This window comes from Providencia sp. PROV236 (assembly GCF_033676985.1).
GTDB classification, from domain to species: domain Bacteria; phylum Pseudomonadota; class Gammaproteobacteria; order Enterobacterales; family Enterobacteriaceae; genus Providencia; species Providencia manganoxydans.
Map to the genome: position 1 here is coordinate 3,423,161 of NZ_CP096297.1, position 22,945 is coordinate 3,446,105.

22 protein-coding genes are annotated in these 22,945 nt (G+C 41.8%); 15 read left to right on the forward strand and 7 right to left on the reverse strand.

What is annotated here, in order from left to right; translation table 11 throughout:
• Positions 1-26: 26 nt before the first annotated feature.
• Entirely contained in the window at positions 27-950 is a 924-nt protein-coding gene (locus M1E96_RS15770) for a sugar kinase (protein ID WP_070925055.1), read from the reverse strand.
• A complete protein-coding gene (locus M1E96_RS15775; RefSeq protein WP_319068931.1) occupies positions 947-1,969 on the reverse strand; it encodes an SPFH domain-containing protein in 1,023 nt (340 codons plus the stop codon). The genes M1E96_RS15770 and M1E96_RS15775 overlap by 4 nt, the downstream gene beginning before the upstream one ends.
• Positions 1,970-2,118: 149 nt before the next feature.
• On the opposite strand from M1E96_RS15775, the gene M1E96_RS15780 reads away from it, so the two are divergent.
• The gene (locus M1E96_RS15780; protein WP_272581311.1) at positions 2,119-2,832 is read left to right on the forward strand and encodes an NUDIX domain-containing protein; all 714 of its coding nucleotides are present in this window, start codon (positions 2,119-2,121) and stop codon (positions 2,830-2,832) included.
• A 55-nt stretch (positions 2,833-2,887) separates the two neighbouring features.
• On the opposite strand, the gene M1E96_RS15785 is transcribed toward M1E96_RS15780, so the two are convergent.
• From M1E96_RS15785 to M1E96_RS15800, 4 genes are read right to left on the reverse strand one after another with little or no spacing between them, the layout of a single operon-like run.
• Positions 2,888-3,388 carry a protein disulfide oxidoreductase gene (locus M1E96_RS15785; RefSeq protein ID WP_070925058.1) on the reverse strand — a complete coding sequence of 167 codons (501 nt, stop codon included), beginning with the start codon at positions 3,386-3,388 and terminating at the stop codon, positions 2,888-2,890.
• A 7-nt stretch (positions 3,389-3,395) separates the two neighbouring features.
• Positions 3,396-4,124: a DsbA family protein gene (locus tag M1E96_RS15790; protein WP_070925059.1), complete on the reverse strand. Its 729-nt coding sequence runs from the start codon at positions 4,122-4,124 to the stop codon at positions 3,396-3,398.
• Positions 4,121-6,175 (reverse strand): protein-disulfide reductase DsbD domain-containing protein, encoded by a 2,055-nt coding sequence (locus tag M1E96_RS15795; RefSeq protein WP_319068933.1) that lies wholly within the window; start codon positions 6,173-6,175, stop codon positions 4,121-4,123. Before M1E96_RS15795 ends, M1E96_RS15790 begins: the two co-directional genes overlap by 4 nt.
• Before the next feature lie 47 nt (positions 6,176-6,222).
• Positions 6,223-6,618, reverse strand: coding sequence for a metal resistance protein (locus M1E96_RS15800; RefSeq protein ID WP_070925061.1), 396 nt, complete (start codon positions 6,616-6,618; stop codon positions 6,223-6,225).
• Between the two features lie 641 nt (positions 6,619-7,259).
• Between M1E96_RS15800 and M1E96_RS15805 the strand changes: the two genes are divergently transcribed.
• The 8 genes from M1E96_RS15805 to nadD all read left to right on the forward strand — a co-directional run bounded on the left by M1E96_RS15805 (position 7,260) and on the right by nadD (position 15,583).
• Positions 7,260-8,153 carry an amino acid ABC transporter substrate-binding protein gene (locus tag M1E96_RS15805; RefSeq protein WP_070925062.1) on the forward strand — a complete coding sequence of 298 codons (894 nt, stop codon included), beginning with the start codon at positions 7,260-7,262 and terminating at the stop codon, positions 8,151-8,153.
• Positions 8,154-8,281: 128 nt separating this feature from the next.
• Positions 8,282-9,022, forward strand: a complete 741-nt coding sequence (locus tag M1E96_RS15810; RefSeq protein ID WP_140182792.1) for an amino acid ABC transporter permease — start codon at positions 8,282-8,284, stop codon at positions 9,020-9,022.
• Position 9,023: 1 nt separating this feature from the next.
• Positions 9,024-9,704, forward strand: coding sequence for a glutamate/aspartate ABC transporter permease GltK (gltK, locus tag M1E96_RS15815; RefSeq protein WP_070925064.1), 681 nt, complete (start codon positions 9,024-9,026; stop codon positions 9,702-9,704).
• Positions 9,701-10,426, forward strand: coding sequence for an amino acid ABC transporter ATP-binding protein (locus M1E96_RS15820; RefSeq protein ID WP_070925065.1), 726 nt, complete (start codon positions 9,701-9,703; stop codon positions 10,424-10,426). Before gltK ends, M1E96_RS15820 begins: the two co-directional genes overlap by 4 nt.
• Before the next feature lie 342 nt (positions 10,427-10,768).
• On the forward strand, positions 10,769-13,351 hold the full coding sequence (gene leuS, locus M1E96_RS15825; RefSeq protein WP_272581313.1) for a leucine--tRNA ligase: 2,583 nt from the start codon (positions 10,769-10,771) through the stop codon (positions 13,349-13,351).
• 12 nt (positions 13,352-13,363) lie between these two features.
• Positions 13,364-13,903 (forward strand): LPS assembly lipoprotein LptE, encoded by a 540-nt coding sequence (gene lptE, locus M1E96_RS15830; protein WP_070925067.1) that lies wholly within the window; start codon positions 13,364-13,366, stop codon positions 13,901-13,903.
• Positions 13,903-14,937: a DNA polymerase III subunit delta gene (holA, locus tag M1E96_RS15835; RefSeq protein ID WP_070925068.1), complete on the forward strand. Its 1,035-nt coding sequence runs from the start codon at positions 13,903-13,905 to the stop codon at positions 14,935-14,937. Before lptE ends, holA begins: the two co-directional genes overlap by 1 nt.
• Positions 14,927-15,583: a nicotinate-nucleotide adenylyltransferase gene (gene nadD / locus M1E96_RS15840; protein WP_272581314.1), complete on the forward strand. Its 657-nt coding sequence runs from the start codon at positions 14,927-14,929 to the stop codon at positions 15,581-15,583. The genes holA and nadD overlap by 11 nt, the downstream gene beginning before the upstream one ends.
• Here the strand turns inward: nadD and M1E96_RS15845 are convergent.
• A complete protein-coding gene (locus M1E96_RS15845) occupies positions 15,574-16,296 on the reverse strand; it encodes a YbgA family protein (protein WP_319068939.1) in 723 nt (240 codons plus the stop codon). The genes nadD and M1E96_RS15845 overlap by 10 nt on opposite strands.
• A gap of 397 nt (positions 16,297-16,693) precedes the next feature.
• Here M1E96_RS15845 and rsfS point away from each other — a divergent pair, with 397 nt between their 5' ends.
• The 6 genes from rsfS (at position 16,694) to dacA (ending at position 22,897) form a co-directional block, all read left to right on the forward strand.
• On the forward strand, positions 16,694-17,020 hold the full coding sequence (gene rsfS, locus M1E96_RS15850; RefSeq protein ID WP_081335828.1) for a ribosome silencing factor: 327 nt from the start codon (positions 16,694-16,696) through the stop codon (positions 17,018-17,020).
• A gap of 2 nt (positions 17,021-17,022) precedes the next feature.
• Positions 17,023-17,493 carry a 23S rRNA (pseudouridine(1915)-N(3))-methyltransferase RlmH gene (rlmH, locus tag M1E96_RS15855; RefSeq protein ID WP_070925072.1) on the forward strand — a complete coding sequence of 157 codons (471 nt, stop codon included), beginning with the start codon at positions 17,023-17,025 and terminating at the stop codon, positions 17,491-17,493.
• 32 nt (positions 17,494-17,525) lie between these two features.
• Positions 17,526-19,415, forward strand: a complete 1,890-nt coding sequence (gene mrdA / locus M1E96_RS15860) for a peptidoglycan DD-transpeptidase MrdA (protein WP_140186730.1) — start codon at positions 17,526-17,528, stop codon at positions 19,413-19,415.
• 4 nt (positions 19,416-19,419) lie between these two features.
• Positions 19,420-20,532 carry a peptidoglycan glycosyltransferase MrdB gene (gene mrdB / locus M1E96_RS15865; protein ID WP_070925073.1) on the forward strand — a complete coding sequence of 371 codons (1,113 nt, stop codon included), beginning with the start codon at positions 19,420-19,422 and terminating at the stop codon, positions 20,530-20,532.
• A 12-nt stretch (positions 20,533-20,544) separates the two neighbouring features.
• Positions 20,545-21,513 (forward strand): endolytic peptidoglycan transglycosylase RlpA, encoded by a 969-nt coding sequence (rlpA, locus tag M1E96_RS15870; RefSeq protein ID WP_369427202.1) that lies wholly within the window; start codon positions 20,545-20,547, stop codon positions 21,511-21,513.
• A 172-nt stretch (positions 21,514-21,685) separates the two neighbouring features.
• Positions 21,686-22,897 carry a D-alanyl-D-alanine carboxypeptidase DacA gene (gene dacA, locus M1E96_RS15875; RefSeq protein WP_070925075.1) on the forward strand — a complete coding sequence of 404 codons (1,212 nt, stop codon included), beginning with the start codon at positions 21,686-21,688 and terminating at the stop codon, positions 22,895-22,897.
• Positions 22,898-22,945: the final 48 nt, after the last annotated feature.

Consider the following 22,945-nt stretch of genomic DNA (forward strand, 5'->3'; position numbering starts at 1 on the left):
AGGGAGCTATTTAGCTGATAAGTAAGTTAGCCAATAAGCTGTCCTTGTGTTTTTGCAATTCCTATTGATGCAATACATCCCGCATTAAAGCGAATAAAATCATCTTCAATACCATCAGAAAAAATCACACCATTTTCAGGCATTAAAGATTCAAGTTGTAACGGCAATTGTTCATCAATAGTCCCAAAAACTAATTTAACGCCAGTTGTGTTACTCGGAAATGGTTCACGAACGGTAAATTGTAATAGTCTATCTCCCCACGCAAATCCTTTTGTTAATGGATGATCATTCGTTCCCATAATTGCTTTAGCCCCTGCTAGAATCGATTGAAACCACCCTGTAGAGCCTAGTCCAGTTGAAACAATGATCCCTGAAGAAGATTGAAACTCTTGTTCACCGTTCCATTTCATAATATAACGCGCTGATGTATGACTTTTAGGACCAATAAATAAATCATTAACCGCTAACAATGATTGCCCATCATTCGTTGTTGCTTGAGCAAAAGTCACGGATTTACTGGGCATTTTGTCTTGAAGTGTGCTCAATACGACATCATGTAACTGCCCAATTTCAAAAGGTAGTAACTTACCGTCCCAACGAGCTGGATCTGGATTAATTGCAATCACAGGTTGCCCATTTAAATACTTTAACGTATTTGCGACCAAGCCATCTTGTCCAATCACGATCACAATATCACGCTGTGAAAATTGATAACTAGGTAATAATGAACGCTCTAATAATTGAAATCTTCCTAGTGATTTAAGAATAGATTCCGCTTGTACTAACTGTTTTTGATAATGATCATGCTCCTGAAGATAATCATTCACTTCTACGTTATTATGTTCCAAATAAAATTTAGCTTGCGGCCAAGTATTAAAGCGTTCAATCAGTTCTTGTAAACGAGTTTTACGCATAATTAATACAAAGCGAATATCATCTAGCCCTTTCATGCTTTAGCCCCTTTTTTGAACATTTGGCTAAAAAGATCAGGAGAAATATTCAATTCACCTATTTTGCCTGCATTCTGTGACAGTGATTCAAACGCCATTGCCATTAACTGCTCCGGTGACATTTTAGCTAAAGCCATCGCTTTTAAGTTTTCAACAGGTAACTCACGGTAAGCTTTCATTTTTGCTTCAATGGCATATGCATCAGCATCTGATTGCGTTTTTTGGTTTTCAACGCTTAATGTTACTAGTTCATGACGTTTTGCTTCCGCATTAACTTGAGCCGTAAGCCTTTCCTGTTCTATTTCAGCCTGTTCGCGCAATAGGGTGCGTTCATTTTCCAAACGAGCTTCTTCTATTTGTTGTTGCTTATTTTGTACTGATAAATCGGTTTCTAATTCAGCTTCTTTAATCATACGCTCTTGTTCCACAGAGAATTTTCGTCTCGTATAGATGGCATCGTCAGCTTCTTTTAATATTGATTCTCTGGCTTCGGCTTCAAGCGCTTTTAATGTTTCTGGAGAAGGTGTAATCGCAGAGATTGAAACATCAAGGATATCAATTCCTAATGTTTGTAATGCCGAATGTATGGCTAACTGCTCTGTCACTTTTGCCACTAATGCTTGGCTCATTAATAGTGCATTACGCATTGAACTTGACTGTATTTGAGCTTGGATCAGCGTTTGAGCACTGCGAACGACCCTATCACTGAGTTTTAATGGATCCTCAGAAGCATAAGATTTGCCATCTTTTGTCAGGCTATAATTCAGCACTTCAGCTGTTTTCTCAGGCTCACTAATCTGAAACGAAATTTGCCCCTGAATACGTAGGCTTTGAAAGTCTGCTGTTTGTAAATTAAAAATAAATGGGGCTTCTAACGCATTCAATGGTAATGCAGCAATAGATGTGGTCGCTGAATTGTACCAAAAGCTTAACCCTTTCCCCTGTTTAATCACTTTTCCATTAACGGACTTGATAATAAACGTTGATGAATCTGCTTTAAAATAATTAATGTTTAACATAGTCAACCTCGTTAGTGTCTTTTTGACAATAACAAATTATTGTCTTATAGACACCAACATGTCAAGCAGTAAGTGTCTTAATGACACAAATAATTTTTTAACGTATAATCTCACTTATCAATTAATCAATAAGTGGTGGTTCTAACATCATGAATGAACATCAGTATTTGTCTGAATATGATCGAAAAGCCTATCCTTCTCCTCTTATAAGCGTAGATGCGGTGCTGTTTACGTATCATGAGGAAACATTAAAAGTGTTATTAGTAGAAAGAGCTAACCATCCTGATAAAGGAATGTGGGGGCTACCGGGCGGATTTATTGATGAACAGCAGGACAATACACTTGAACAAACGATACTACGTAAATTAAAAGAAAAAACTGGCGTGATCCCTCCCTATATTGAGCAATTGAATACTATCGGCAATAATTATCGTGATAAACGAGGCTGGTCTGTCACCGTTTGTTATACCGCTCTCATCGCTTATCAAGCATGCCAACACTATATTAATAGCGTTAGCTCAGTAAGATGGGTGTCTATTCAAGAAATCGAAAGTATGCAACTCGCTTTTGACCATCACCAACTTTACCAGATAGCGCGTGAACGATTAAAACAAAAATCCTTGTACTCCATTGTTCCTGGTTTCGCTTTGCCTGATGTTTTCACGTTGACTGAGTTACAGCATGTCCATGAAGTTTTGATTGGTAAAACACTACAGAAAAAATCATTCCGCCGCCGTTTGGAGCAAGCGGATTTGTTGATTGATACGGGTGAAAAAAGGCAAGAAACAGGTAGGCCTGCTAATTTATATCGTCTAAAGCCAGAATCGGCTGATTATCGCTTTATTCGTAATTTGGAATTTTAATCAAATAAAACAAAGCCCTCTTTAAGCACCAACTCAAAGAGGGCTATCGGTTAGCTTAAAAAGAAGCCATCCACATACGTGCTTTAAGTCCCCAATAGCTAGTATAACCACTGGTAAAACTGACCATTTCACCATTATCAATAATCATAAATGATGGCGTCGCACTGATGCCGACTGCATTTGCCAACACACCATTAATATCATTGATAACGGGGAATTTAAGCTCTTTCTTTGCCATTCCTGTGAGTAGTCGTTGGCTATCTCCAGAGCGGATAGCCACAGAAATCACAGGAACCCCTGATTGCGCTAAATCAGCTACCGTGGGCGAGGTCATTTTACATACTCCGCACCACGTCGCCCAAAAATAGACCAAAACAGGTTGTTCTTTACTTAACTCAGCTAGCGAGACGGTTTCCCCTGTCGCCAACACTTGAGGCTCAAGTAAAACAGGGGCTAGGCTTTCAGGTTTGCGCCAAAAATCCATTACAGTAAAAACGATGAAGATGATCACCACTAAACCAATAATTTCTTTTGACCACTTTTTCAGTCTAGCCATAATTCCCTTATTTCACTTTCGCTAATTGCTCTTTCACAATCGCTTCTAATTGTTGCGAATCAATCGCACCTGGAATAATAGTGTCACCAACTAATGTGGCTGGCGTTCCATTAACCCCCAGTTTTTCAGCTAACATCATGTTAGTACGAATAGTCTCGGCACTCTTCTCATTAGCTACCAGCTTTTCATTGCCTGTAGCCTTCAGAGCTTGTTTGATATTTTCATCCGTTAACATACCTTGCTTTTGCATGAATTTTTGGTGCAATGCTTGGAATGCTTTTGGATCATTTTGCCAAAGAGTTAGAGCCAATTGTGAAGACTCAAGAGATGTTTGCCCTTTAAATGGTAATGGCTTGATCACTACGGCAACATCTGGGTATTTTTTAATCAACTCTTCAAGTTGAGGATCAAAACGCTTACAGAATGGGCAGTTATAATCCGTAAAGTTGACTAAAACTAGTTTTGCATCTTTCGCGCCAAGGCGTGGACTTGCAGGATCATTAAATAGATTGTCATGCTCAGCCTTAATCGTGGACTTTACCTGAGCTTGCTGTTTTTCACCTTGCTTCGCCTGTAAGGCAACAATCGCTTCTTCTAAAATTTCAGGGTTCTCAACTAAGGTATCACGTACAAGTTTACGCACTTGCGCTTCTTGGTCTGCCGTTAACGGAGCCGCATGCGCAGTTGCACCTAACATTAATGATGAAAATAGAACGGCTAAAATTGTTTTTTTCATTTTTCGGCTCCTTTGGCCTCATTCATAATTGATAATAAAACTTCACGATCAAGTATTGTTGACAGTATTTCACCCTCCGCCAACTTAGGGCCATAAACTTGGTTAAATGGAACAGCGACTTGTCCGCGTTTTTGTAAAAATGCGGTGATCTCGGGTGAGGGTTTAGTCCAATCACCTCTAAGTGCCACAACATCAGGTTCATTTAATGCCTGTTGGATATCATCTCGCAATAAGACATTATATTTATTTGCTTTACAGGTCACACACCAATCTGCGGTAACATCAATAAATACCCGCTTACTTTCTGACAGAGCCTGTTCGATTGCTTCTTCGCTCAGTGGTTGCCAGTTCACCGTATCTTGAACAATGGCACGGCTTCCTGTCGTTTCATCCATCGTCGCCCAAGTAAACCCTACGCCAATCAAGATGAATAACAACAACGAATATATTCCCGCGCGTAAGCTATATTTTTTGCCAATAAATATAGCTAACAATAATAAAAAGATAATTGAGATTGCTAGTGTATAGGTTTCACCAAAGTGTGGGATCAGCAGGCTCATCAACCATAAACATGATAATAGCATCATCAATCCTAATACTATTCTCAGCTTATTCATCCACGCACCAGGCTTAGGTAATAAACGTGAAATCGCAGGAAAAGCGGCAATAAGTAGCCATGGCAAGCTCATTCCTAGCCCTAAAGCAGTGAAGACTAACCATAATTCGTCAAGAGGTGCTGCGAGCGCAAATGCCACTGCCGTTCCCAAGAAAGGTGCTGAGCATGGTGTCGCGAGTAATGTTGCAAAGACGCCTTGCCAAAAATGCCCACTATTCCCTTGTCCACCTGTTGTGGCTAAGCGAGTGCTTGCTTTACTACCTAAATGAATTTCAAACAAACCAAATAGATTAGCCGTAAAAGCAGCAGTGATGAGAACCATGAATCCAATAAACCATGGATTTTGGAATTGGATCCCCCAACCAACAGCTTGTTGCCCCGCACGTAAGAGCGTCATTAATAACGCAAGTAGCCAGAAAGAAACTAAGATCCCCGAAGAAGATAAGAGGAATTGTCGACGAATGGTTTTTTGCTCCCCTTGTGGCACCATCAAAATTGAACCCAATTTCATGGCTAACACAGGAAGAACACAAGGCATTAGGTTTAAAATTAAACCACCCAATAATGCAAACGCGAGGATCTGCCATAGAGGGATCGCGTTCGCTCCGTTTTGAGTAATGGTTCCAGTAAACGGTTCAATTTTAGCTGTGACTTGTTGTGATAAATCGCCATCTGTCACAACAAAAGAGAAATTTTGGCCCGTTAAATCAGGCGCTTTATCCCCCCAATCATCGCTAACCTTGACTGTTGCCGTTAGCATATCACCTGAAGATTGGATCTCAGGAACGCCAAGTGTTGTACCCTCAGGGGTATCAGTAAAAACTGCGGCGTCTTTGCCCCAAGGCTCGCCCGCTATCTTTTGCAGCTCGACGACTAAGCTATCTCCCGTAAAACCGACCTTCTGACTTTGTGTTAACCCTGTCGTTGGTGGAACACTCCCCATCGCTTGATTAAATGCCCACTCAAAATTACTTGGCGCAGGTTCAGTTAAATCAAGTTCAAAAGGATAGTCAGTCAAAATACACACATTGCTGCATGTTGATAATGTTAAGGTACCTGTGAGTTTATCCAATTTTTCCGTTGCATCAACAATGATAGGAAAAACGACATCCCCCATATATCCTTGTGTTGATATGCCTGCGACATCAAAGCGACCCGGTGCTGGCCAAAGCCATTGCATGTCCTTTATTGGTGATTTCCAATCGATTTCAGGCGCTATTCCGCCTTCTCCTGGAGAACGCCAATAGGTTTTCCACCCATCTTGCAGCTGAACATCCAATAATAAAGCAACTTTCCCATCTTTTTGGGAAGCACTTAATAAACGCACTTGTGCGTGATCATTATGTTGATCAGTTAACCAGCCTGTATCAGCAGCGAATACACTGCCCACAAACAAAGCAATTAACATAATGAAAGAATTAATTACAAAACGCATGTTTCCTCCAGAATAATATACACCAATAAGCTAAACGCGCTGGTGTTCTAATCCCGAAGATTACAAAATTGTAAATGGAGCCTAACTCTTGGCGGGGGGCGTTTATCTTCACGATTTGCTCGACGTGAGAACAGCTGACTGCAAAAGGCACTCAATGCTGCAATTGAGAGAAATAGAAAGAAAAATGGCTCAATAACCGCAGGGCTTAAGGTCAGCAATGACTTCGCGCTCAACTCACAAGTAGAAAGATGAGAGCCTTTTTCAACGGACTGTTCCGCCTGAAAAATAGTAGATGGGGAATACGTTTGCACGGGTATCACTGTAGCTTGAGACGAAAACTGGGCGACAAGGCGCTCTCCGACGGCTCTTTGGTTCATACAAAGTAACACCATCAGACAGGCGAATAACACTAATCCTTTGCCTAATTTAAGTTGCCTGTTCATGTTTGTCTCTATTTATTCATCCTGAATACACACACGACTAAGTGATGATTGATTATTATACTCATCATACTCCAAGCTACATCATGTTGTGGGCGGCTTGTTGGTTACACTTACCCACACTAGCCCCGACTTATCGTAGGCTGCCAGCGATTCATTTAATTTATTAGTCGCTTAACTGTATCTTGAACTATTTAGAGCTACAACACTAAAAATTAACCAATTTGCTAAAGGTTACATCTTACACAGCAAATAACACGGTACAAGCAGCATCATCTAACTTTACAAAACCTCATCGCATTTCTTTGAGCTTTTTCTGAAAAATTTGGCACGTAATATGCTTTATCCCTTCTAGATATCAGAAAATAGAATCGTTTTTCACTATTAAGGTGCATGAATATCCTTTTAAAGACGTGTTTTCCTCGTATTAGTGCAACAAATTAGGATCTGCCCAAATAATATGCGAGACAGCTCCCGATTTTGAAACAATTCATTTTCATTGTTTAACATTTTTCTTTAATTTTTAACAATAATAAAACATATAGCGGATAATCGCGCGCTCAACCGAATCTTTGAGACATCCGCCAGCACACGAACATAACAAAAACGAGACAGATCCCCGATCTCAAAAAGGAGTTGTAACTATGCGTATGAGCAAGATTGTACTATCGATGATGGTGTTAGGTGCAACCTGTGCTGTTCAAGCTGAAGAGCTAACAGGCACACTGAAAAAAATTAATGACAACGGCGTGATCGTTGTTGGACATCGAGAATCATCTGTTCCATTTTCTTATTACGACAATAGCCAAAAGGTTGTTGGCTACTCTCAAGATTACTCCAACGAAATCGTCGATGCGGTTAAAAAGAAACTAAATAAACCTAACCTTGAAGTTAAATTAATTCCTATTACATCACAAAACCGTATACCTCTACTGCAAAACGGCACTTATGACTTTGAGTGCGGCTCAACCACTAATAACTTAGAAAGACAAAAACAAGCAGCTTTCTCCAATACCATTTTCGTTGTGGGCACACGCCTTCTGACTAAAAACGACTCAGGTATTAAAGACTTTCCTGATTTAGCAGGTAAAAACGTCGTCGTTACCTCTGGTACCACTTCAGAAGTTCTATTGAATAAACTGAACGATGAAAAAAATATGAAAATGCGCATCATCAGTGCAAAAGATCATGGTGATTCATTCCGTACCCTTGAATCAGGCCGTGCTGTTGCCTTTATGATGGATGATGCACTGTTAGCCGGTGAACGAGCAAAAGCGAAGAAACCCGATATTTGGGAAATCGTAGGTAAGCCACAAACAGAAGAAGCTTACGGTTGTATGCTACGTAAAGATGACCCTGAATTCAAAGCACTGGTTGATGAAACGATTGCAAAAACACAAACAACAGGTGCTGCGGAGAAATCTTTTGATCGCTGGTTCAACCAACCTATTCCACCAAAAAATCTTAACTTGAAATTTACTTTGTCAGATGAAATGAAAACGCTCTTCAAATCACCAAATGACAAAGCGCTTAACTAGTTAATTAATTAAACAAATAATAAGACAAACAGGGTGTTACTGAAGTGAGAATTGCAAGGCGATCGTTCCCGCCTTGCACTTTCTTACCAGTAGTAGGGTCAATCTAATTGCCCACAGGAAGTAGAATTATGTCAATTGATTGGAATTGGGGGATTTTCCTACAGGAAGCCCCGTTTGGGAATACCACCTATTTAGGGTGGCTAATATCTGGCTTAGAAGTTACTGTCGCACTCTCTATCTGCGCTTGGATCATTGCTTTTCTTGTTGGCTCATTTTTTGGCATTCTACGCACGGTTCCCAATCGCTTTCTGGCGATGATAGGCACGGTGTATGTGGAATTATTTCGTAATGTGCCTTTAATTGTTCAATTCTTTACATGGTATTTAGTGATCCCTGAGCTGTTGCCTCAATCAATCGGCGACTGGTTTAAAATGGATTTGGATCCTAATTATCAATTCTTTATTTCTTCTATGTTGTGCCTTGGTTTATTTACCGCTGCTCGGATGACAGAGCAAGTTAGAGCAGCTATCCAATCACTACCTAGAGGGCAAAAGAACGCAGGCTTAGCGATGGGGTTAACACTGCCACAAACTTATCGTTATGTGCTGCTCCCTAATGCTTACAGGGTCATTTTGCCACCCATGACATCTGAAATGCTCAACTTGGTGAAGAACTCCGCCATTGCATCAACTATCGGGTTGGTTGATATGGCAGCACAAGCCGGTAAATTACTCGATTACTCAGCACATGCTTGGGAATCATTCACTGCCATCACTATCGCCTACGTCGGTATTAACTTAGTAATTATGTTATTAATGAGCCTACTTGAACGTAAAGTTCGCTTACCTGGCACATTAGGAGGGCGATAATATGTTCTATGATTTCGATTGGAGCTCGATTGCCCCAAGTTGGCCATTTCTACTTGATGGGTTAGTCGTTACCGCTAAAATTACCATTACCGCTATCGTCGTTGGGATCTTGTGGGGGACCGTCCTCGCAGTGATGCGTTTATCAACATTTAAGCCAATCAGCTGGTTTGCCGCCCTATACGTCAACACCTTCCGCTCAATCCCATTAGTCATGGTGTTGTTGTGGTTCTATCTGATTGTGCCTAACTTAGTCCAAAATGTTCTAGGCTTATCACCAAAAAGTGATATCCGTTTAATTTCAGCGATGGTAGCCTTCTCACTTTTTGAAGCGGCGTATTACTCTGAAATTATTCGAGCTGGTATTCAAAGTATCTCAAGGGGTCAAGCCTCTGCTGCACTAGCTCTCGGTATGACGCAAATGCAAACAATGAGGTTAGTCATTCTACCTCAAGCCTTTAAGGCCATGGTTCCTCTGTTATTGACACAAGGTATCGTGCTATTTCAGGACTCCTCATTAGTCTATGTACTGAGTCTAACCGACTTCTTCCGCACCGCGACTAATATCGGTGAACGTGACGGTACACAAGTAGAAATGATATTGTTTGCAGGTTTCGTGTATTTTATTATCAGTTTCGGCGCTTCCATGCTGGTGAATTATCTTAAGAAAAGGACTGTTTCATGATTACCCTGAAAAATATATCCAAATGGTATGGCCAGTTTCAGGTACTCACTGACTGCACAACTGAAGTCAAAAAAGGCGAAGTCGTCGTTGTCTGTGGGCCATCAGGCTCTGGTAAATCCACACTAATAAAAACAGTGAATGGTCTTGAGCCCGTTCAACAGGGTGAAATTTTTGTAAATGGTATCCAAGTCAATGATAAAAAAACCGATTTGGCAAAACTTCGCTCTAAAGTAGGTATGGTGTTCCAACACTTTGAGTTGTTCCCTCACCTATCGATTATTGAAAATTTAACCCTTGCACAAATCAAGGTGTTAAATCGCAACAAAAAAGAGGCTGAAGCAAAGGGGTTAAAATTACTTGAACGCGTTGGGTTATCAAGCCATGCCAATAAGTTTCCATCCCAACTCTCAGGTGGGCAACAACAGCGTGTTGCCATCGCGCGTGCATTATGTATGGATCCTGTTGCGATGCTGTTTGATGAACCTACCTCTGCACTTGACCCTGAGATGATCAATGAAGTGCTTGATGTTATGGTAGAGCTAGCGAATGAAGGGATGACGATGATGGTCGTGACTCATGAAATGGGCTTTGCTAAAAAGGTTGCCAATCGAGTGATCTTTATGGATGAAGGGAGAATTGTCGAGGACAGTAAAAAAGAAGATTTCTTCGCTAACCCACAATCAGACAGAGCAAAAGATTTCCTTGCTAAGATCCTGCATTAATACTGGCTAAATTATAATTAAATCGTGCTATTAGGAAGCCTCAATTAAACAAAAACTGAGGCTTCTTTGTTAAACACCGATTGTCAATGCATCTATTCCAGTAATATCTTCATTTTTTTCGGTAAAATGCTATCAATCCTCGCGTTTTTTGGTTAAGTTGTGGGGTTATCAGACTAAAGATTCTGACTCCGTTCCCTGAAACGATATCCAGCTTCCCCCTCCGGTTCAGCTAATCAACTATTGTTGTTTTAGGGCATGATCCGCTATGCTATGCGGATCTAAATTAGAGAAAGTCATTAACGCTACTGAGTAGCATTTATTCACCATAGGATTATCGGTGCCATGCAAGAACAATATCGTCCAGAAGATATAGAGCCTAAAGTACAGCGTCACTGGGATGAAAAGTCCACATTCAAAGTGATTGAAGACAACAGCAAAGAGAAATACTACTGCCTGTCCATGCTACCTTACCCTTCTGGTCGACTACACATGGGCCACGTACGTAACTACACTATGGGTGATGTTATCTCCCGTTATCAGCGTTTGTTAGGTAAAAATGTCCTGCAACCAATAGGTTGGGATGCTTTTGGTCTACCTGCTGAAGGGGCTGCGGTTAAGAACAAAACGGCTCCGGCTCCATGGACTTATGCCAATATTGAATACATGAAAGGCCAACTAAGAATGTTGGGCTTTGGTTACGATTGGGATCGTGAAGTCACAACTTGTACTCCAGAATACTATCGTTGGGAGCAATGGTTCTTCACAAAACTGTATGAAAAAGGTTTAGTTTACAAAAAAACTTCCGCAGTAAACTGGTGCCCACACGATTTAACTGTACTGGCTAACGAACAAGTCATTGATGGTTGCTGCTGGCGCTGTGACACACCCGTTGAGCGCAAAGAAATTCCTCAGTGGTTTATTAAAATCACCGCTTACGCAGAAGAATTGCTCAACGATCTGGATACTTTGGATGATTGGCCTGAACAAGTCAAAACCATGCAACGTAACTGGATTGGGCGTTCTGAAGGGGTTGAAATCACCTTTGATGTTGCTGATCGTAACGATAAATTAACCGTATACACTACACGCCCAGATACCTTTATGGGTGCAACTTATGTTGCAGTTGCTGCCGGTCACCCTCTGGCCCAAGAGGCCGCAGAGAAAAACGCGGCTTTAGCTGATTTTATTGAAGAATGCCGTAGTACCAAAACAGCAGAAGCTGATATGGCAACGATGGATAAAAAAGGCATGGCAACGGGCTTTTATGTTATCCATCCACTGACACAAGAAAAATTGCCAATTTGGGTAGCTAACTTTGTCTTAATGGAATACGGTACTGGTGCTGTTATGGCAGTTCCTGCTCACGACCAACGTGACTGGGAATTTGCCCACAAATATAATTTGCCACTAAAAGCGGTTATTGCTGATGCTGAAGGTAATACACCGGATATTTCTCAAGAAGCGATGACAGAAAAATTTGCGCTGATTAACTCAGGCGAATTTAGCGGATTAGACAATGCTGCTGGCTTTAACGCAATCGCTGATAAATTGGTTGCTATTGGCGCAGGTCAACGCAAAGTTAATTATCGCTTACGTGATTGGGGTGTATCTCGCCAACGTTACTGGGGCGCACCAATTCCTATGGCAACACTGGAAGATGGTACGGTTGTGCCTGTTCCTGAAGATCAATTGCCAGTGGTTCTGCCTGAAGACGTTGTAATGGATGGCATCACTAGCCCAATTAAAGCCGATCCTGAGTGGGCAAAAACCACAATTAACGGCCAGCCAGCACTGCGCGAAACAGATACCTTTGACACCTTTATGGAGTCTTCTTGGTATTATGCACGCTACACTTGCCCACAATATGATGAAGGCATGTTAGATCCTGCTGCGGCAAACTACTGGCTGCCAGTTGACCAATACATTGGTGGTATTGAACACGCCATCATGCACTTAATGTATTTCCGTTTCTTCCATAAACTGATGCGTGATGCAGGTTTAGTGAATTCAGATGAACCCGCTAAACGCTTGCTGTGCCAAGGTATGGTATTGGCTGATGCCTTCTACTACACCGGTAGTGATGGCCAACGTGTTTGGGTTTCACCGGCAGATGCTATCGTTGAGCGTGATGAGAAGAGCCGTATAATCAAAGCCGTTGATAACGAAGGACATGAACTGGTCTATACCGGTATGAGCAAAATGTCTAAATCTAAAAACAACGGTATCGACCCGCAATTGATGGTTGAAAAATACGGTGCTGATACCGTACGTCTGTTCATGATGTTTGCGGCACCACCTGAATTGACACTGGAATGGCAGGAATCAAGCGTTGAAGGTGCAAACCGCTTTGTTCGTCGTGTATGGCGTATTGTGCATGAGCATACCCAAAAAGGTGCAACACAACCGCTTGATATTAATGCACTAACAACTGAGCAAAAAGACTTACGTCGTGATCTGCATAAAACCATTGCTAAAGTTACTGATGACTTTGCTCGCCGTTATGCTTTTAACACGGCTATCGCAGCTATTATGGAGTTCATGAACAAGTTAGTTCGTGCACCACAAGAAACTGAACAAGATCGTGCATTAGTGCAAGAATCACTTGAAGCAATCACCTTGATGCTATCACCAATCATTCCACATGCTTGTTTTGAAATGTGGAAAGCATTAGGTCACACTGATGATATCGATTTTGCAAGCTGGCCGGTCGCTGATGAAAAAGCGATGATTGACGATACCAAATTAGTCGTTATCCAAGTCAATGGTAAAGTACGTGGTCGTATCACAGTACCTGCTGATGCTGTTCAAGATTATGTTCTGGATATGGCTTCAAAAGAAGGTAGTGTGTCTAAATACCTTGAAAACGTCACGATCCGTAAAGTGATTTATGTTCCGGGTAAATTACTGAACTTAGTTGTTGGCTGATAAGGAGGCCAGGTGCGCTATCTGATAACTTTATTACTGAGCCTGTCGGTGCTAGTCACCGCAGGCTGTGGTTTTCGCCTTCAAGGAACGACGCAAATTCCTGATGAACTGAAAACATTACAGCTAAGTTCTAATGCACCTTATAGCGCTCTCACTAGAGCCGTTAGGGAGCAACTCAGACTGAATAACGTCACTATACTCGAAAACGGTAAACCTGATATCCCAATCTTAAAAATTACGGGTTCGTCAGAAACGACAGAAACGGTGTCGATATACCAAGATGGTAAAGCGGCTGAGAAGCAATTGACCTTTGTGCTCAATGCACAGGTGTTAATGCCTAATGGTTCTATTTACCCACTACAAAGCCAAGTGGAACGCACCTTCTTTGATAACCCATTGGAAGCACTTGCAAAAGATGCCGAAAATGAACTGGTTAAACAAGAAATGCGTGAACAAGCGGCACGTATACTAGTGCGTAAATTACTGATTGTTCATACTGCTGAGCTTGAAAAAGCAAATGCAGCGGCAGTTGTCCCTACTGTTGAGCAATAATGACCCGTATCTATCCCGAACAGCTGACTTCTCAGTTACAAGAGTCTCTGAGAAGTCGCTACCTAATATGGGGCAATGAGCCCCTATTAATCCAAGAAAGCCAAGACGCCATTCGAAAAATAGCGCAAACCCAAGGCTTTGAAGAACACTATACTTTTTCAATCGATGCAAATACTGATTGGGATGAAATCTTTAGTCTCTGTCAGGCATTAAGTCTTTTCGCTAACCGCCAATCACTCACTTTGATTTTGCCAGAAAACGGGCCAAATGCGGCAATGGCGGAAAAACTCACACAGCTATCAGGTTTGCTACACCCAGATATTTTGTTACTGCTGCGTGGGCACAAGCTGACTAAAGCACAAGAAAACAGTGCTTGGTTTAAAGCAATCAGTTCAGACAGTGTATATATCAGTTGTCTAACACCTGATTACCAACGTCTACCACAATGGGTTGCTAAACGCGCTCGTAGCATGAACTTGACGTTAGAAACAGAAGCGAATCAGCTACTGTGTTACTGTTACGAAGGAAACTTGTTGGGTCTAGCTCAGGCTCTTGAGCGACTATCACTACTTTACCCTGATGGTAAACTAACCCATCCAAGGGTTGAGTCAGCGGTAAATGATGCTGCGCATTTTACCCCTTATCATTGGGTTGATGCGATGTTGGCGGGGAAATCTCGTCGTGCATGGCATATTTTAGAACAGCTACGACATGAAGATACTGAAACAGTTATTCTACTGCGTTCAATTCAACGCGAATTAATGCTATTGCTAACTTTAAAACGCCAATCAGCAACCACATCATTAAAATCACTGTTTGATCAACACAAAGTTTGGCAAAACCGCCGACCACTTCTGACCGAAGCATTACAGCGTCTCAGCCTACATCAATTACAGTCAGCGTTACTCCTACTAACACAAGCGGAATTACACGCTAAACAAGATTTTAGCCACTCGGTATGGCCTGATTTGCAATCTCTATCTATGTTAATATGTACCAAATCCTTACCTGAGAGTTTTATTCATGACCTTTAAGCCCAAAGGACTTCAAGCGTTATTTGGTGGGACATTTGACCCAATACATTATGGCCATCTACGCCCAGTAGAAGCGCTAGCCAAACAAGTTGGCTTAGAAAAAGTCATTCTATTACCTAACCATGTTCCACCTCACAGGCCACAGCCTGAGGCGAGCCCAGCACAACGCTTAGAGATGGTACGTTTGGCTATTCAAGATAACCCTTTATTCACAATCGATACCCGAGAACTTGAACGAAACAGCCCTTCCTACACTATCGAAACATTAACGACATTACGTAAAGAAATGGGTTCAGAGCAGCCTTTAGCCTTTATTATTGGTCAAGACTCTCTACTTTCGATTAATACATGGCATGGGTGGGAGCAACTATTGAATAACTGCCATTTGCTAGTCTGTTCACGCCCGGGTTATGCGACTAATTTCAGTGATCCACAAATGCAAACATGGCTAGCCGAACACAAAACTGACGATCCCAACCAGCTTAGCTATACCCCGAGCGGTTATATATTTCTTGGTGATACACCACTAGTCGATATTTCAGCGACTGAGATCCGTAAAAACCTTAATTCAGGGCAATTAAATTCCAATCTTATACCACCAGCGGTAATGAGCTATATTCAACAACAACAGCTTTATCACAGCTGAAACAATGCTCTGACTTTTCTGCACTCAGGATAAGGCGACAAATAATATTGCTCACTAATATAGCTATCAGGATATTGAGTGAGCAATTGTAATATCATCGAAAGTGGATTATTGATCGATAAATACCCCAGCAAGTAATCGTTAATCAACCAACCCAAACGGGTCTTTTCATCTTTTGTCGCTTTATGTTTGAAGTAACCTTGAATATGTTGGATCGCATTGACGTGTAATTTACGTGTTGGTGTTTGGCTTAAAATTGCGAGTATTTTTTCTCGGTATTGTTCATAAAACTCACGTAAATCATAATGTTGACTAATACTAGCCACCATCTTACCCGTTGCTTGATAGCCTTGAGGTGAATAGGCCATTAATAAATATTTAAGCTTACTATGGAACGTAATAATACGATGGGAAGTTAAATCGTTAGCTAATACATCAAATCGGTTTTTGGTATACAACTGAATAAAGAAACGGTCTAAATGCTCAATATCTTGCCACTCACTCGTCGTGAGAAAGGGTGTATTAACATCAAATTTTTCTATTAACTGCTCTCGCAAACTGTCTTCACAAATCACGCCATCACACTCAAAGGCTAAACCCGTTATTTCTGGCTGTAAGATGAAATTTGTATGCTGTAAGGTCACTTGAACAATATCATCCATGGGATATTTCACATCCCCCACGATAGCAATATTGAATTGTGCACGTTCCATTATTTTTTACCTTAATTTATCGCTGATTAACACCTGTTATTAATTTTCTATCACTTTGTAAAGTTTGTACAAATTTCTTGCCCTAAGCGTCAGTTATTCATATAAATCTCTCACCTTGGGGAATATACTCGTCATACTTCAAGTTGCAGCGCTTTTGGTTAAGCTATAGTGAACTTCGCTCATTTGCACTAGTCACCTACTTATGTAGGCATGCAGCGACTCGCTGCACTTCGAATTATTTAGAGTATATAAAATAATTTAGCCGATTTTTCTAAAAATCTAGGGTAAAATGACCTAACCTTAATCGGTATATTACAAATTAGTGTTTAACGACGTTACACCCGCTACGCCTCAAAATATATTTGTTTTTTATTGGCTGGGTATAATTAGAATAAAGGTGAACCTTTTGCAAGGAACTGAACTCCAACAATTTATTGTCAATCAGCTTGATGACGCAAAAGCTGAAGATATCATTTCGATAGATGTTCATGGTAAGTCAAGTATTACTGACCAAATGATCATCTGTACAGGGACATCAAGCCGCCATTTAATGTCAGTTGCGGATCGCTTGATCGAAGCTTGCCGTAAAAATGGCTTATATCCACTCGGCGTTGAAGGCCAAGGGGTTTCAGATTGGATTGTGGTCGATCTTGGTGAAGCCATTGTCCATATCATGCAGGATGAAAGCCGTCGCATGTATGAACTCGAAAAACTCTGGAGCTGAGTTTGAAATTACAACTCATCGCCGTGGGAACAAAAATGCCGGACTGGGTTCAGACCGGCTTTATGGATTACCTTCACCGCTTCCCTAAAGATATGCCGTTTGAACTGATTGAAGTTCCGGCAGGGAAGCGAGGAAAAAATGCAGATATAAAGCGCATTCTCGAAAAAGAAGGCGAGTTAATGCTGGCTGCGGTTGGCAAAGGCAATCGTATCGTCACATTGGATATACCCGGTGAGCGGTGGGATACCCCCAAGCTTGCCAACCAACTTGAAAGCTGGAAACAAGATGGTCGCAACGTCAGCCTACTGATAGGTGGCCCTGAAGGGCTAGCCCCTGCTTGTAAAGAGGCTGCCATGCAGAGTTGGTCTCTATCGCCATTGACACTGCCCCACCCTCTAGTAAGAGTGCTGGTTGCTGAAAGTCTTTATCGAGCGTGGAGTATTACGACTAACCACCCTTATCATAGGGAATAGTCAGTTTTTAATATGTACAACATGGCAGTGGGATGAAAAATCAACGCACCCCTTTTCGCGACCATACAGCTGAATCAATGTTATTTATACGCCGAGCACTTATTGCGTTTGGCGTTATCATATTGCTATCAGCGCTTCTTGTAACGAACCTTTATCACTTACAAGTTGTTCGCCATGAAGATTATCAAACCCGATCAAATGATAATCGCATTAAACTGGTGCCAATTCCTCCTAGTCGTGGAATTATTTATGATCGTAATGGGACTCAGCTGGCATTAAACAAAACCTTTTATCAGCTGGAAATCGTTCCCGAAAAAGTTGAAAACCTGCAAGACACCCTTGAGAAATTACGCGATGTCATTGGATTAACTGATGAAGACATTGCTAATTTTGAAAAAGAGCGTAAACGCTCACGCCGCTTTACTTCTATTCCCTTAAAAACCCAGCTAAATGAAGTTCAGGTTGCTCGTTTTGCAGTAAACCAATACCGCTTCCCAGGCCTTGAGGTCAAAAGCTATCAGCGCCGTTCATACCCTTATGGTTCTGCATTGACCCATGTTATTGGTTACGTCGCTAAAATTAATGATAAAGATGTTGAGCGCCTTGATAAAGAAGGAATACTCCCTAACTACGCAGCCAGTCATGATATAGGTAAGTTAGGTATCGAACGCTATTATGAAGATGTCTTACATGGTAAGACCGGTTATGAAGAGGTCGAAGTCAACAGTCGTGGTCGAGTGATCCGTCAGCTACATGAGCAGCCGCCGCAAGCAGGTCGAGATATCTATCTGACGATTGATCTTGAACTACAAACCTATATTGAAAAATTACTGACCACCAGCCGAGCTGCTGTCGTGGTAACCGATCCTCGTAATGGTGAAATTTTAGCTCTGGTTTCAAACCCAAGTTATGACTCGAATTTATTTGTTAACGGTATCTCGAATAAAGACTATCAAGCGTTATTGAATAACCCAGACCGGCCATTAATTAATCGAACCACTCAAGGTCTCTATCCGCCAGCTTCAACCGTAAAGCCTTTTATTTCAGTGGCCGCTTTAAGTGAAAAAGTGATCACGCCTGCAACAACAATCTTTGATCCCGGTTGGTGGCAACTACCCGGCTCTGAAAAACGCTACCGTGACTGGAAACGTTGGGGCCATGGCAAGTTAAATGTGCTTAAATCCATTATCGAATCCGCAGATACCTTCTTCTATCAAGTTGCCTATGATATGGGTATTGATAGGTTATCTGATTGGATGAGCAAATTCGGTTTTGGTGACTACACCGGTATTGATCTCGCTGAAGAACGTTCAGGTATTATGCCAACCCGTGAATGGAAACAAAAACGCTATAAGAAACCTTGGTACCAAGGGGATACTATCCCAGTCGGCATCGGTCAAGGCTATTGGACCGCCACACCAATTCAAATGTCAAAAGCCTTAATGACGTTAATCAATGATGGCCAAGTGAAAACACCACATTTACTGTATGGTACAAAATTAGGTAATGCTATGGTGCCTTATGAAGACAAAGGCACCAGCCAAATTGGTGATATCCATTCAGGATACTGGGAAATTGCCAAACAAGGTATGTATGGTGTCGCCAATGCACCAAACGGTACAGGGCGACGTAGTTTTATTGGTACACCTTATAAAGCCGCAGCGAAATCAGGAACAGCTCAGGTATTTAGTTATGAAACCTATAATGCAAGTAAACTTGCCGAGCATTTACGCGATCATAAATTAATGATTGCCTACGCCCCTTATGATAAACCTACCGTTGCGGTGGCCATTATTTTAGAAAATGGTGGGGTAGGGCCTGCTGTAGGTGATATTGTTAGGCAAATTTTTGATCATGTCCTGTTAGGTGACAATAGAACCCAAGTTAACAGTGTAGGGGCAAGTTCAGAGGAAGACCGATAACATTATGACAGACGATAAGAAAAAATTATCACTCTCAATGCGTCTGCACATTGATGTGCCTATGCTGCTCATTATATTAGCTTTATTGGCTTACAGTGCGTTCATTATGTGGAGTGCTAGCGGTCAAGATCCTGAAATGATGGAAAGAAAGTTAGGCCAGATCGCGACAGGTTTTATTGTCATGATCATTATGGCGCAGATCCCCCCTCGCCTGTATGAAAATCTTGCCCCTCATTTATATATTTTTTGCGTTATCTTACTGATTTTTGTTGATGTCTTTGGTCAAATTAGTAAAGGGGCACAACGCTGGCTTGATCTCGGTATTATTCGTTTTCAACCCTCTGAAATCGCTAAAATCGCCGTTCCTCTGATGGTGGCTCGTTTTATGAACCGTGACCTATGTCCTCCATCATTAAAGAACACCGCCATTGCACTGGTTTTAATTGTTGTCCCCACATTGTTAGTTGCCGCTCAGCCTGACTTAGGAACCTCCATTTTAGTGGCGACATCGGGTATTTTTGTGCTGTTTTTAGCCGGTATGAGCTGGCGATTAATTACTATTGCGGCCTCTGCCCTCGCCGCCTTTATACCTTTATTGTGGTTTTTCTTAATGCATGATTATCAGCGTACGCGAGTCATGATGTTACTCGATCCTGAAACTGATCCGCTCGGCGCGGGTTATCATATTATTCAATCTAAAATTGCTATTGGCTCTGGCGGTTTAATGGGTAAAGGCTGGCTGCATGGCACACAATCGCAACTTGAATTCCTACCTGAGCGCCATACTGACTTTATTTTTGCCGTTTTATCTGAAGAGCTGGGGCTTATTGGCGTCTTAGTATTACTTGGCCTGTACTTACTACTGATCATGCGAGGCCTGTATATTGCCGCCAGTGCACAAAATACCTTTGGCCGTGTCATGGCGGGGGGATTGATGCTGATCCTGTTTGTTTATGTATTTGTGAATATTGGGATGGTGAGTGGTATATTGCCTGTGGTTGGCGTACCGCTCCCTCTCGTCAGTTATGGCGGTTCTGCGCTCATTGTGTTAATGGCTGGATTCGGTATTATCATGTCTATCCATACACACAGAAAATTTCTTTCCAAGAGTTTATAAAAGAGGCTTAGTATGCGTTTTCAATGGATTATGCTTGGCATTACTGCCGCGTTGCTCAGTGGCTGCGTCACTGAAGAGAATATCAAGCAGCCTACTAATGTACCGGCTGTACCTGCGCAAGATGTGCTTGGAGCAGAGCCTCATTATGAGCCATTACATCCTACAGCGAACGGTGACTATCAACGTAATGGCCAGCAGTATCAAATCGTGCGTGATCCTTCACAATTCTCTCAAGTTGGCTATGCCTCTATTTTTGGTTCTGAATCCGCTGGCAATATGACGGCGATTGGAGAGCGAGTTAACCCAATCGAGTTAACTGCTGCGCACCCTACACTGCCGATCCCAAGCTATATACGCGTGACTAACATGATGAATGGTCGCATGATGGTAGTTCGTGTGAATGATCGTGGCCCCTATACTCAAGGTAAAAGCATTGCAGTTTCACGCGCCGTTGCTGACCGCTTGAATTTGATGCCAACAACCAAGATCAAAATTGACGCCATTCAAGTTGCTCAAGATGGCTCACTGTCAGGTCCGGGGACCATTGGTTCGAATTTTGTTAAACAAAGCTATGCCCTTCCAGGTCGTCCTCAATTAGGTGCAGGCCCAATGGGTACGCCAGTTATGCAAAGTGCCCCTGCCCCTGAAAATTCATTACCCGTTCAACAGCCTAGCGCACCAATGGAGCCTGTTGTACCTGAAAGTAGTTTAAAGGCTCCTGAGCCAATGCAAGCAGCACCATCAGCAGCAGTACCTGAAAGGGGCTATTTAGTTCAAGTGGGTGCAATTAGCAGTCAAAGTAATGCGAAAACGATGCTGGATAATTTAAAAAATAAATTTGGCGTTCCGGGCCGCTTACAGCCATACAATAATATTTATCGAGTCCAATTAGGGCCATTTACCGATAGGCAGCAAGCAGTTGATTTACAAGGTCGCATTCAATCTGAATTAAATCAATCTTCGATGGTTGTTGCACCGTGATAAAAACAGCAAATTTATGCTCTAAATAACCTAAGATGCAGTCCTCCTGCATCTTGAAGTATCACGAGTATAAAATATTGTAAAAAATTGGCGCATGCATTAATCAATGAATCGACTTTTGCTACACTGCGCCTTCTTGTGTTAACCGAATTCCGGATGTAACAATAAAAACATGAAAAATTTTGCCCCATCACGTGTTGTTCGCAATACCTTACTGGGTACTGCACTGCTTTTTACTATCAGTCATTTTGCACAAGCAAATGAGCCATTCCCTAACAGTCCAATCCCCGCAGTACCTGATATTGACGCTGAAGCTTATATTCTCATTGACTATAACTCAGGTAAAGTTTTGGCAGAGAAAAATGCGGATCAACGTCGTGATCCTGCGAGTTTAACAAAAATGATGACCAGCTATGTTATCGGTCAAGCCATCAAATCAGGTAAAATCGGCGCAAATGACATGGTTACGGTGAACGAAGACGCATGGGCAACAGGTAATCCTGTGTTTAAAGGTTCATCACTGATGTTCCTAAAACCGGGCGACCGAGTCAGCGTATCTCAGTTAACACGCGGTATTAACTTACAGTCAGGTAACGATGCTTGCGTTGCAATGGCTGACTATGTGGCAGGTGATCAAACCAATTTTGTTCAGCTAATGAATGGTTATGTGAGCAAACTTGGGTTACAAAATACCCATTTCCAAACTGTTCATGGGTTAGATGCTGATGGGCAATACAGTTCAGCCCGTGACATGGCATTAATTGGCCAAGCGCTGATCCGTGATGTTCCCGAAGAATATGCTATCTATAAAGAAAAAGAATTCACCTTTAATAATATTCGTCAAACTAATCGTAACGGATTATTGTGGGATAAAAGTTTATCTGTAGATGGAATTAAAACAGGTCACACAAGCGGTGCAGGATATAACCTAGTTGCCTCTGCAACTGAAGGCGATATGCGTCTGATCTCAGTGGTTATGGGTGGAAAAAGCATGAAAGGCCGTGATGCAGAAAGCAAAAAACTCCTCACTTATGGCTTCCGCTTTTATGAAACCGTCAAGCCATTACAAGCAGGGGTTGAATTCGCATCTGAACCCGTTTGGTTTGGTGATGAAAATAATGTTAAATTAGGGGTTACAGAAGATCTGTTTTTAACTATTCCCCGTGGCCGCTTAAAAGATTTAAAAGCAAGCTATGACGTGACCAATAAAGAGCTTGAAGCGCCACTGAAAAAAGGCCAAGCAATTGGTACCATTAACTTTCAACTGGATGGTAAAACCATTGAGCAGCATCCATTGGTGGTACTGAAAGATGTCGAAGAAGGTGGTTTCTTTAGCCGTTTAATCGACTATATTAAATTACTGTTCCATCGTTGGTTTGGTTAACCCTTGAATCGGATATGCACTGTCCCCATATAGTGTATATCCGAATGT

What these genes read in the sequence shown, in the direction of transcription:
- M1E96_RS15795 (WP_319068933.1), bottom strand. Translation starts at nt 6,175, where the DNA reads ATGCGTTTTGTAATTAATTCTTTCATTATGTTAATTGCTTTGTTTGTG.
- M1E96_RS15805 (WP_070925062.1), top strand. Translation starts at nt 7,260, where the DNA reads ATGCGTATGAGCAAGATTGTACTATCGATGATGGTGTTAGGTGCAACC.
- holA (WP_070925068.1), top strand. Translation starts at nt 13,903, where the DNA reads ATGACCCGTATCTATCCCGAACAGCTGACTTCTCAGTTACAAGAGTCT.
- gltK (WP_070925064.1), top strand. Translation starts at nt 9,024, where the DNA reads ATGTTCTATGATTTCGATTGGAGCTCGATTGCCCCAAGTTGGCCATTT.
- mrdB (WP_070925073.1), top strand. Translation starts at nt 19,420, where the DNA reads ATGACAGACGATAAGAAAAAATTATCACTCTCAATGCGTCTGCACATT.
- nadD (WP_272581314.1), top strand. Translation starts at nt 14,927, where the DNA reads ATGACCTTTAAGCCCAAAGGACTTCAAGCGTTATTTGGTGGGACATTT.
- M1E96_RS15780 (WP_272581311.1), top strand. Translation starts at nt 2,119, where the DNA reads ATGAATGAACATCAGTATTTGTCTGAATATGATCGAAAAGCCTATCCT.
- M1E96_RS15790 (WP_070925059.1), bottom strand. Translation starts at nt 4,124, where the DNA reads ATGAAAAAAACAATTTTAGCCGTTCTATTTTCATCATTAATGTTAGGT.
- M1E96_RS15785 (WP_070925058.1), bottom strand. Translation starts at nt 3,388, where the DNA reads ATGGCTAGACTGAAAAAGTGGTCAAAAGAAATTATTGGTTTAGTGGTG.
- M1E96_RS15845 (WP_319068939.1), bottom strand. Translation starts at nt 16,296, where the DNA reads ATGGAACGTGCACAATTCAATATTGCTATCGTGGGGGATGTGAAATAT.
- M1E96_RS15820 (WP_070925065.1), top strand. Translation starts at nt 9,701, where the DNA reads ATGATTACCCTGAAAAATATATCCAAATGGTATGGCCAGTTTCAGGTA.
- M1E96_RS15800 (WP_070925061.1), bottom strand. Translation starts at nt 6,618, where the DNA reads ATGAACAGGCAACTTAAATTAGGCAAAGGATTAGTGTTATTCGCCTGT.
- M1E96_RS15775 (WP_319068931.1), bottom strand. Translation starts at nt 1,969, where the DNA reads ATGTTAAACATTAATTATTTTAAAGCAGATTCATCAACGTTTATTATC.
- M1E96_RS15770 (WP_070925055.1), bottom strand. Translation starts at nt 950, where the DNA reads ATGAAAGGGCTAGATGATATTCGCTTTGTATTAATTATGCGTAAAACT.
- M1E96_RS15810 (WP_140182792.1), top strand. Translation starts at nt 8,282, where the DNA reads ATGTCAATTGATTGGAATTGGGGGATTTTCCTACAGGAAGCCCCGTTT.
- mrdA (WP_140186730.1), top strand. Translation starts at nt 17,526, where the DNA reads ATGAAAAATCAACGCACCCCTTTTCGCGACCATACAGCTGAATCAATG.
- leuS (WP_272581313.1), top strand. Translation starts at nt 10,769, where the DNA reads ATGCAAGAACAATATCGTCCAGAAGATATAGAGCCTAAAGTACAGCGT.
- dacA (WP_070925075.1), top strand. Translation starts at nt 21,686, where the DNA reads ATGAAAAATTTTGCCCCATCACGTGTTGTTCGCAATACCTTACTGGGT.
- rlpA (WP_369427202.1), top strand. Translation starts at nt 20,545, where the DNA reads ATGCGTTTTCAATGGATTATGCTTGGCATTACTGCCGCGTTGCTCAGT.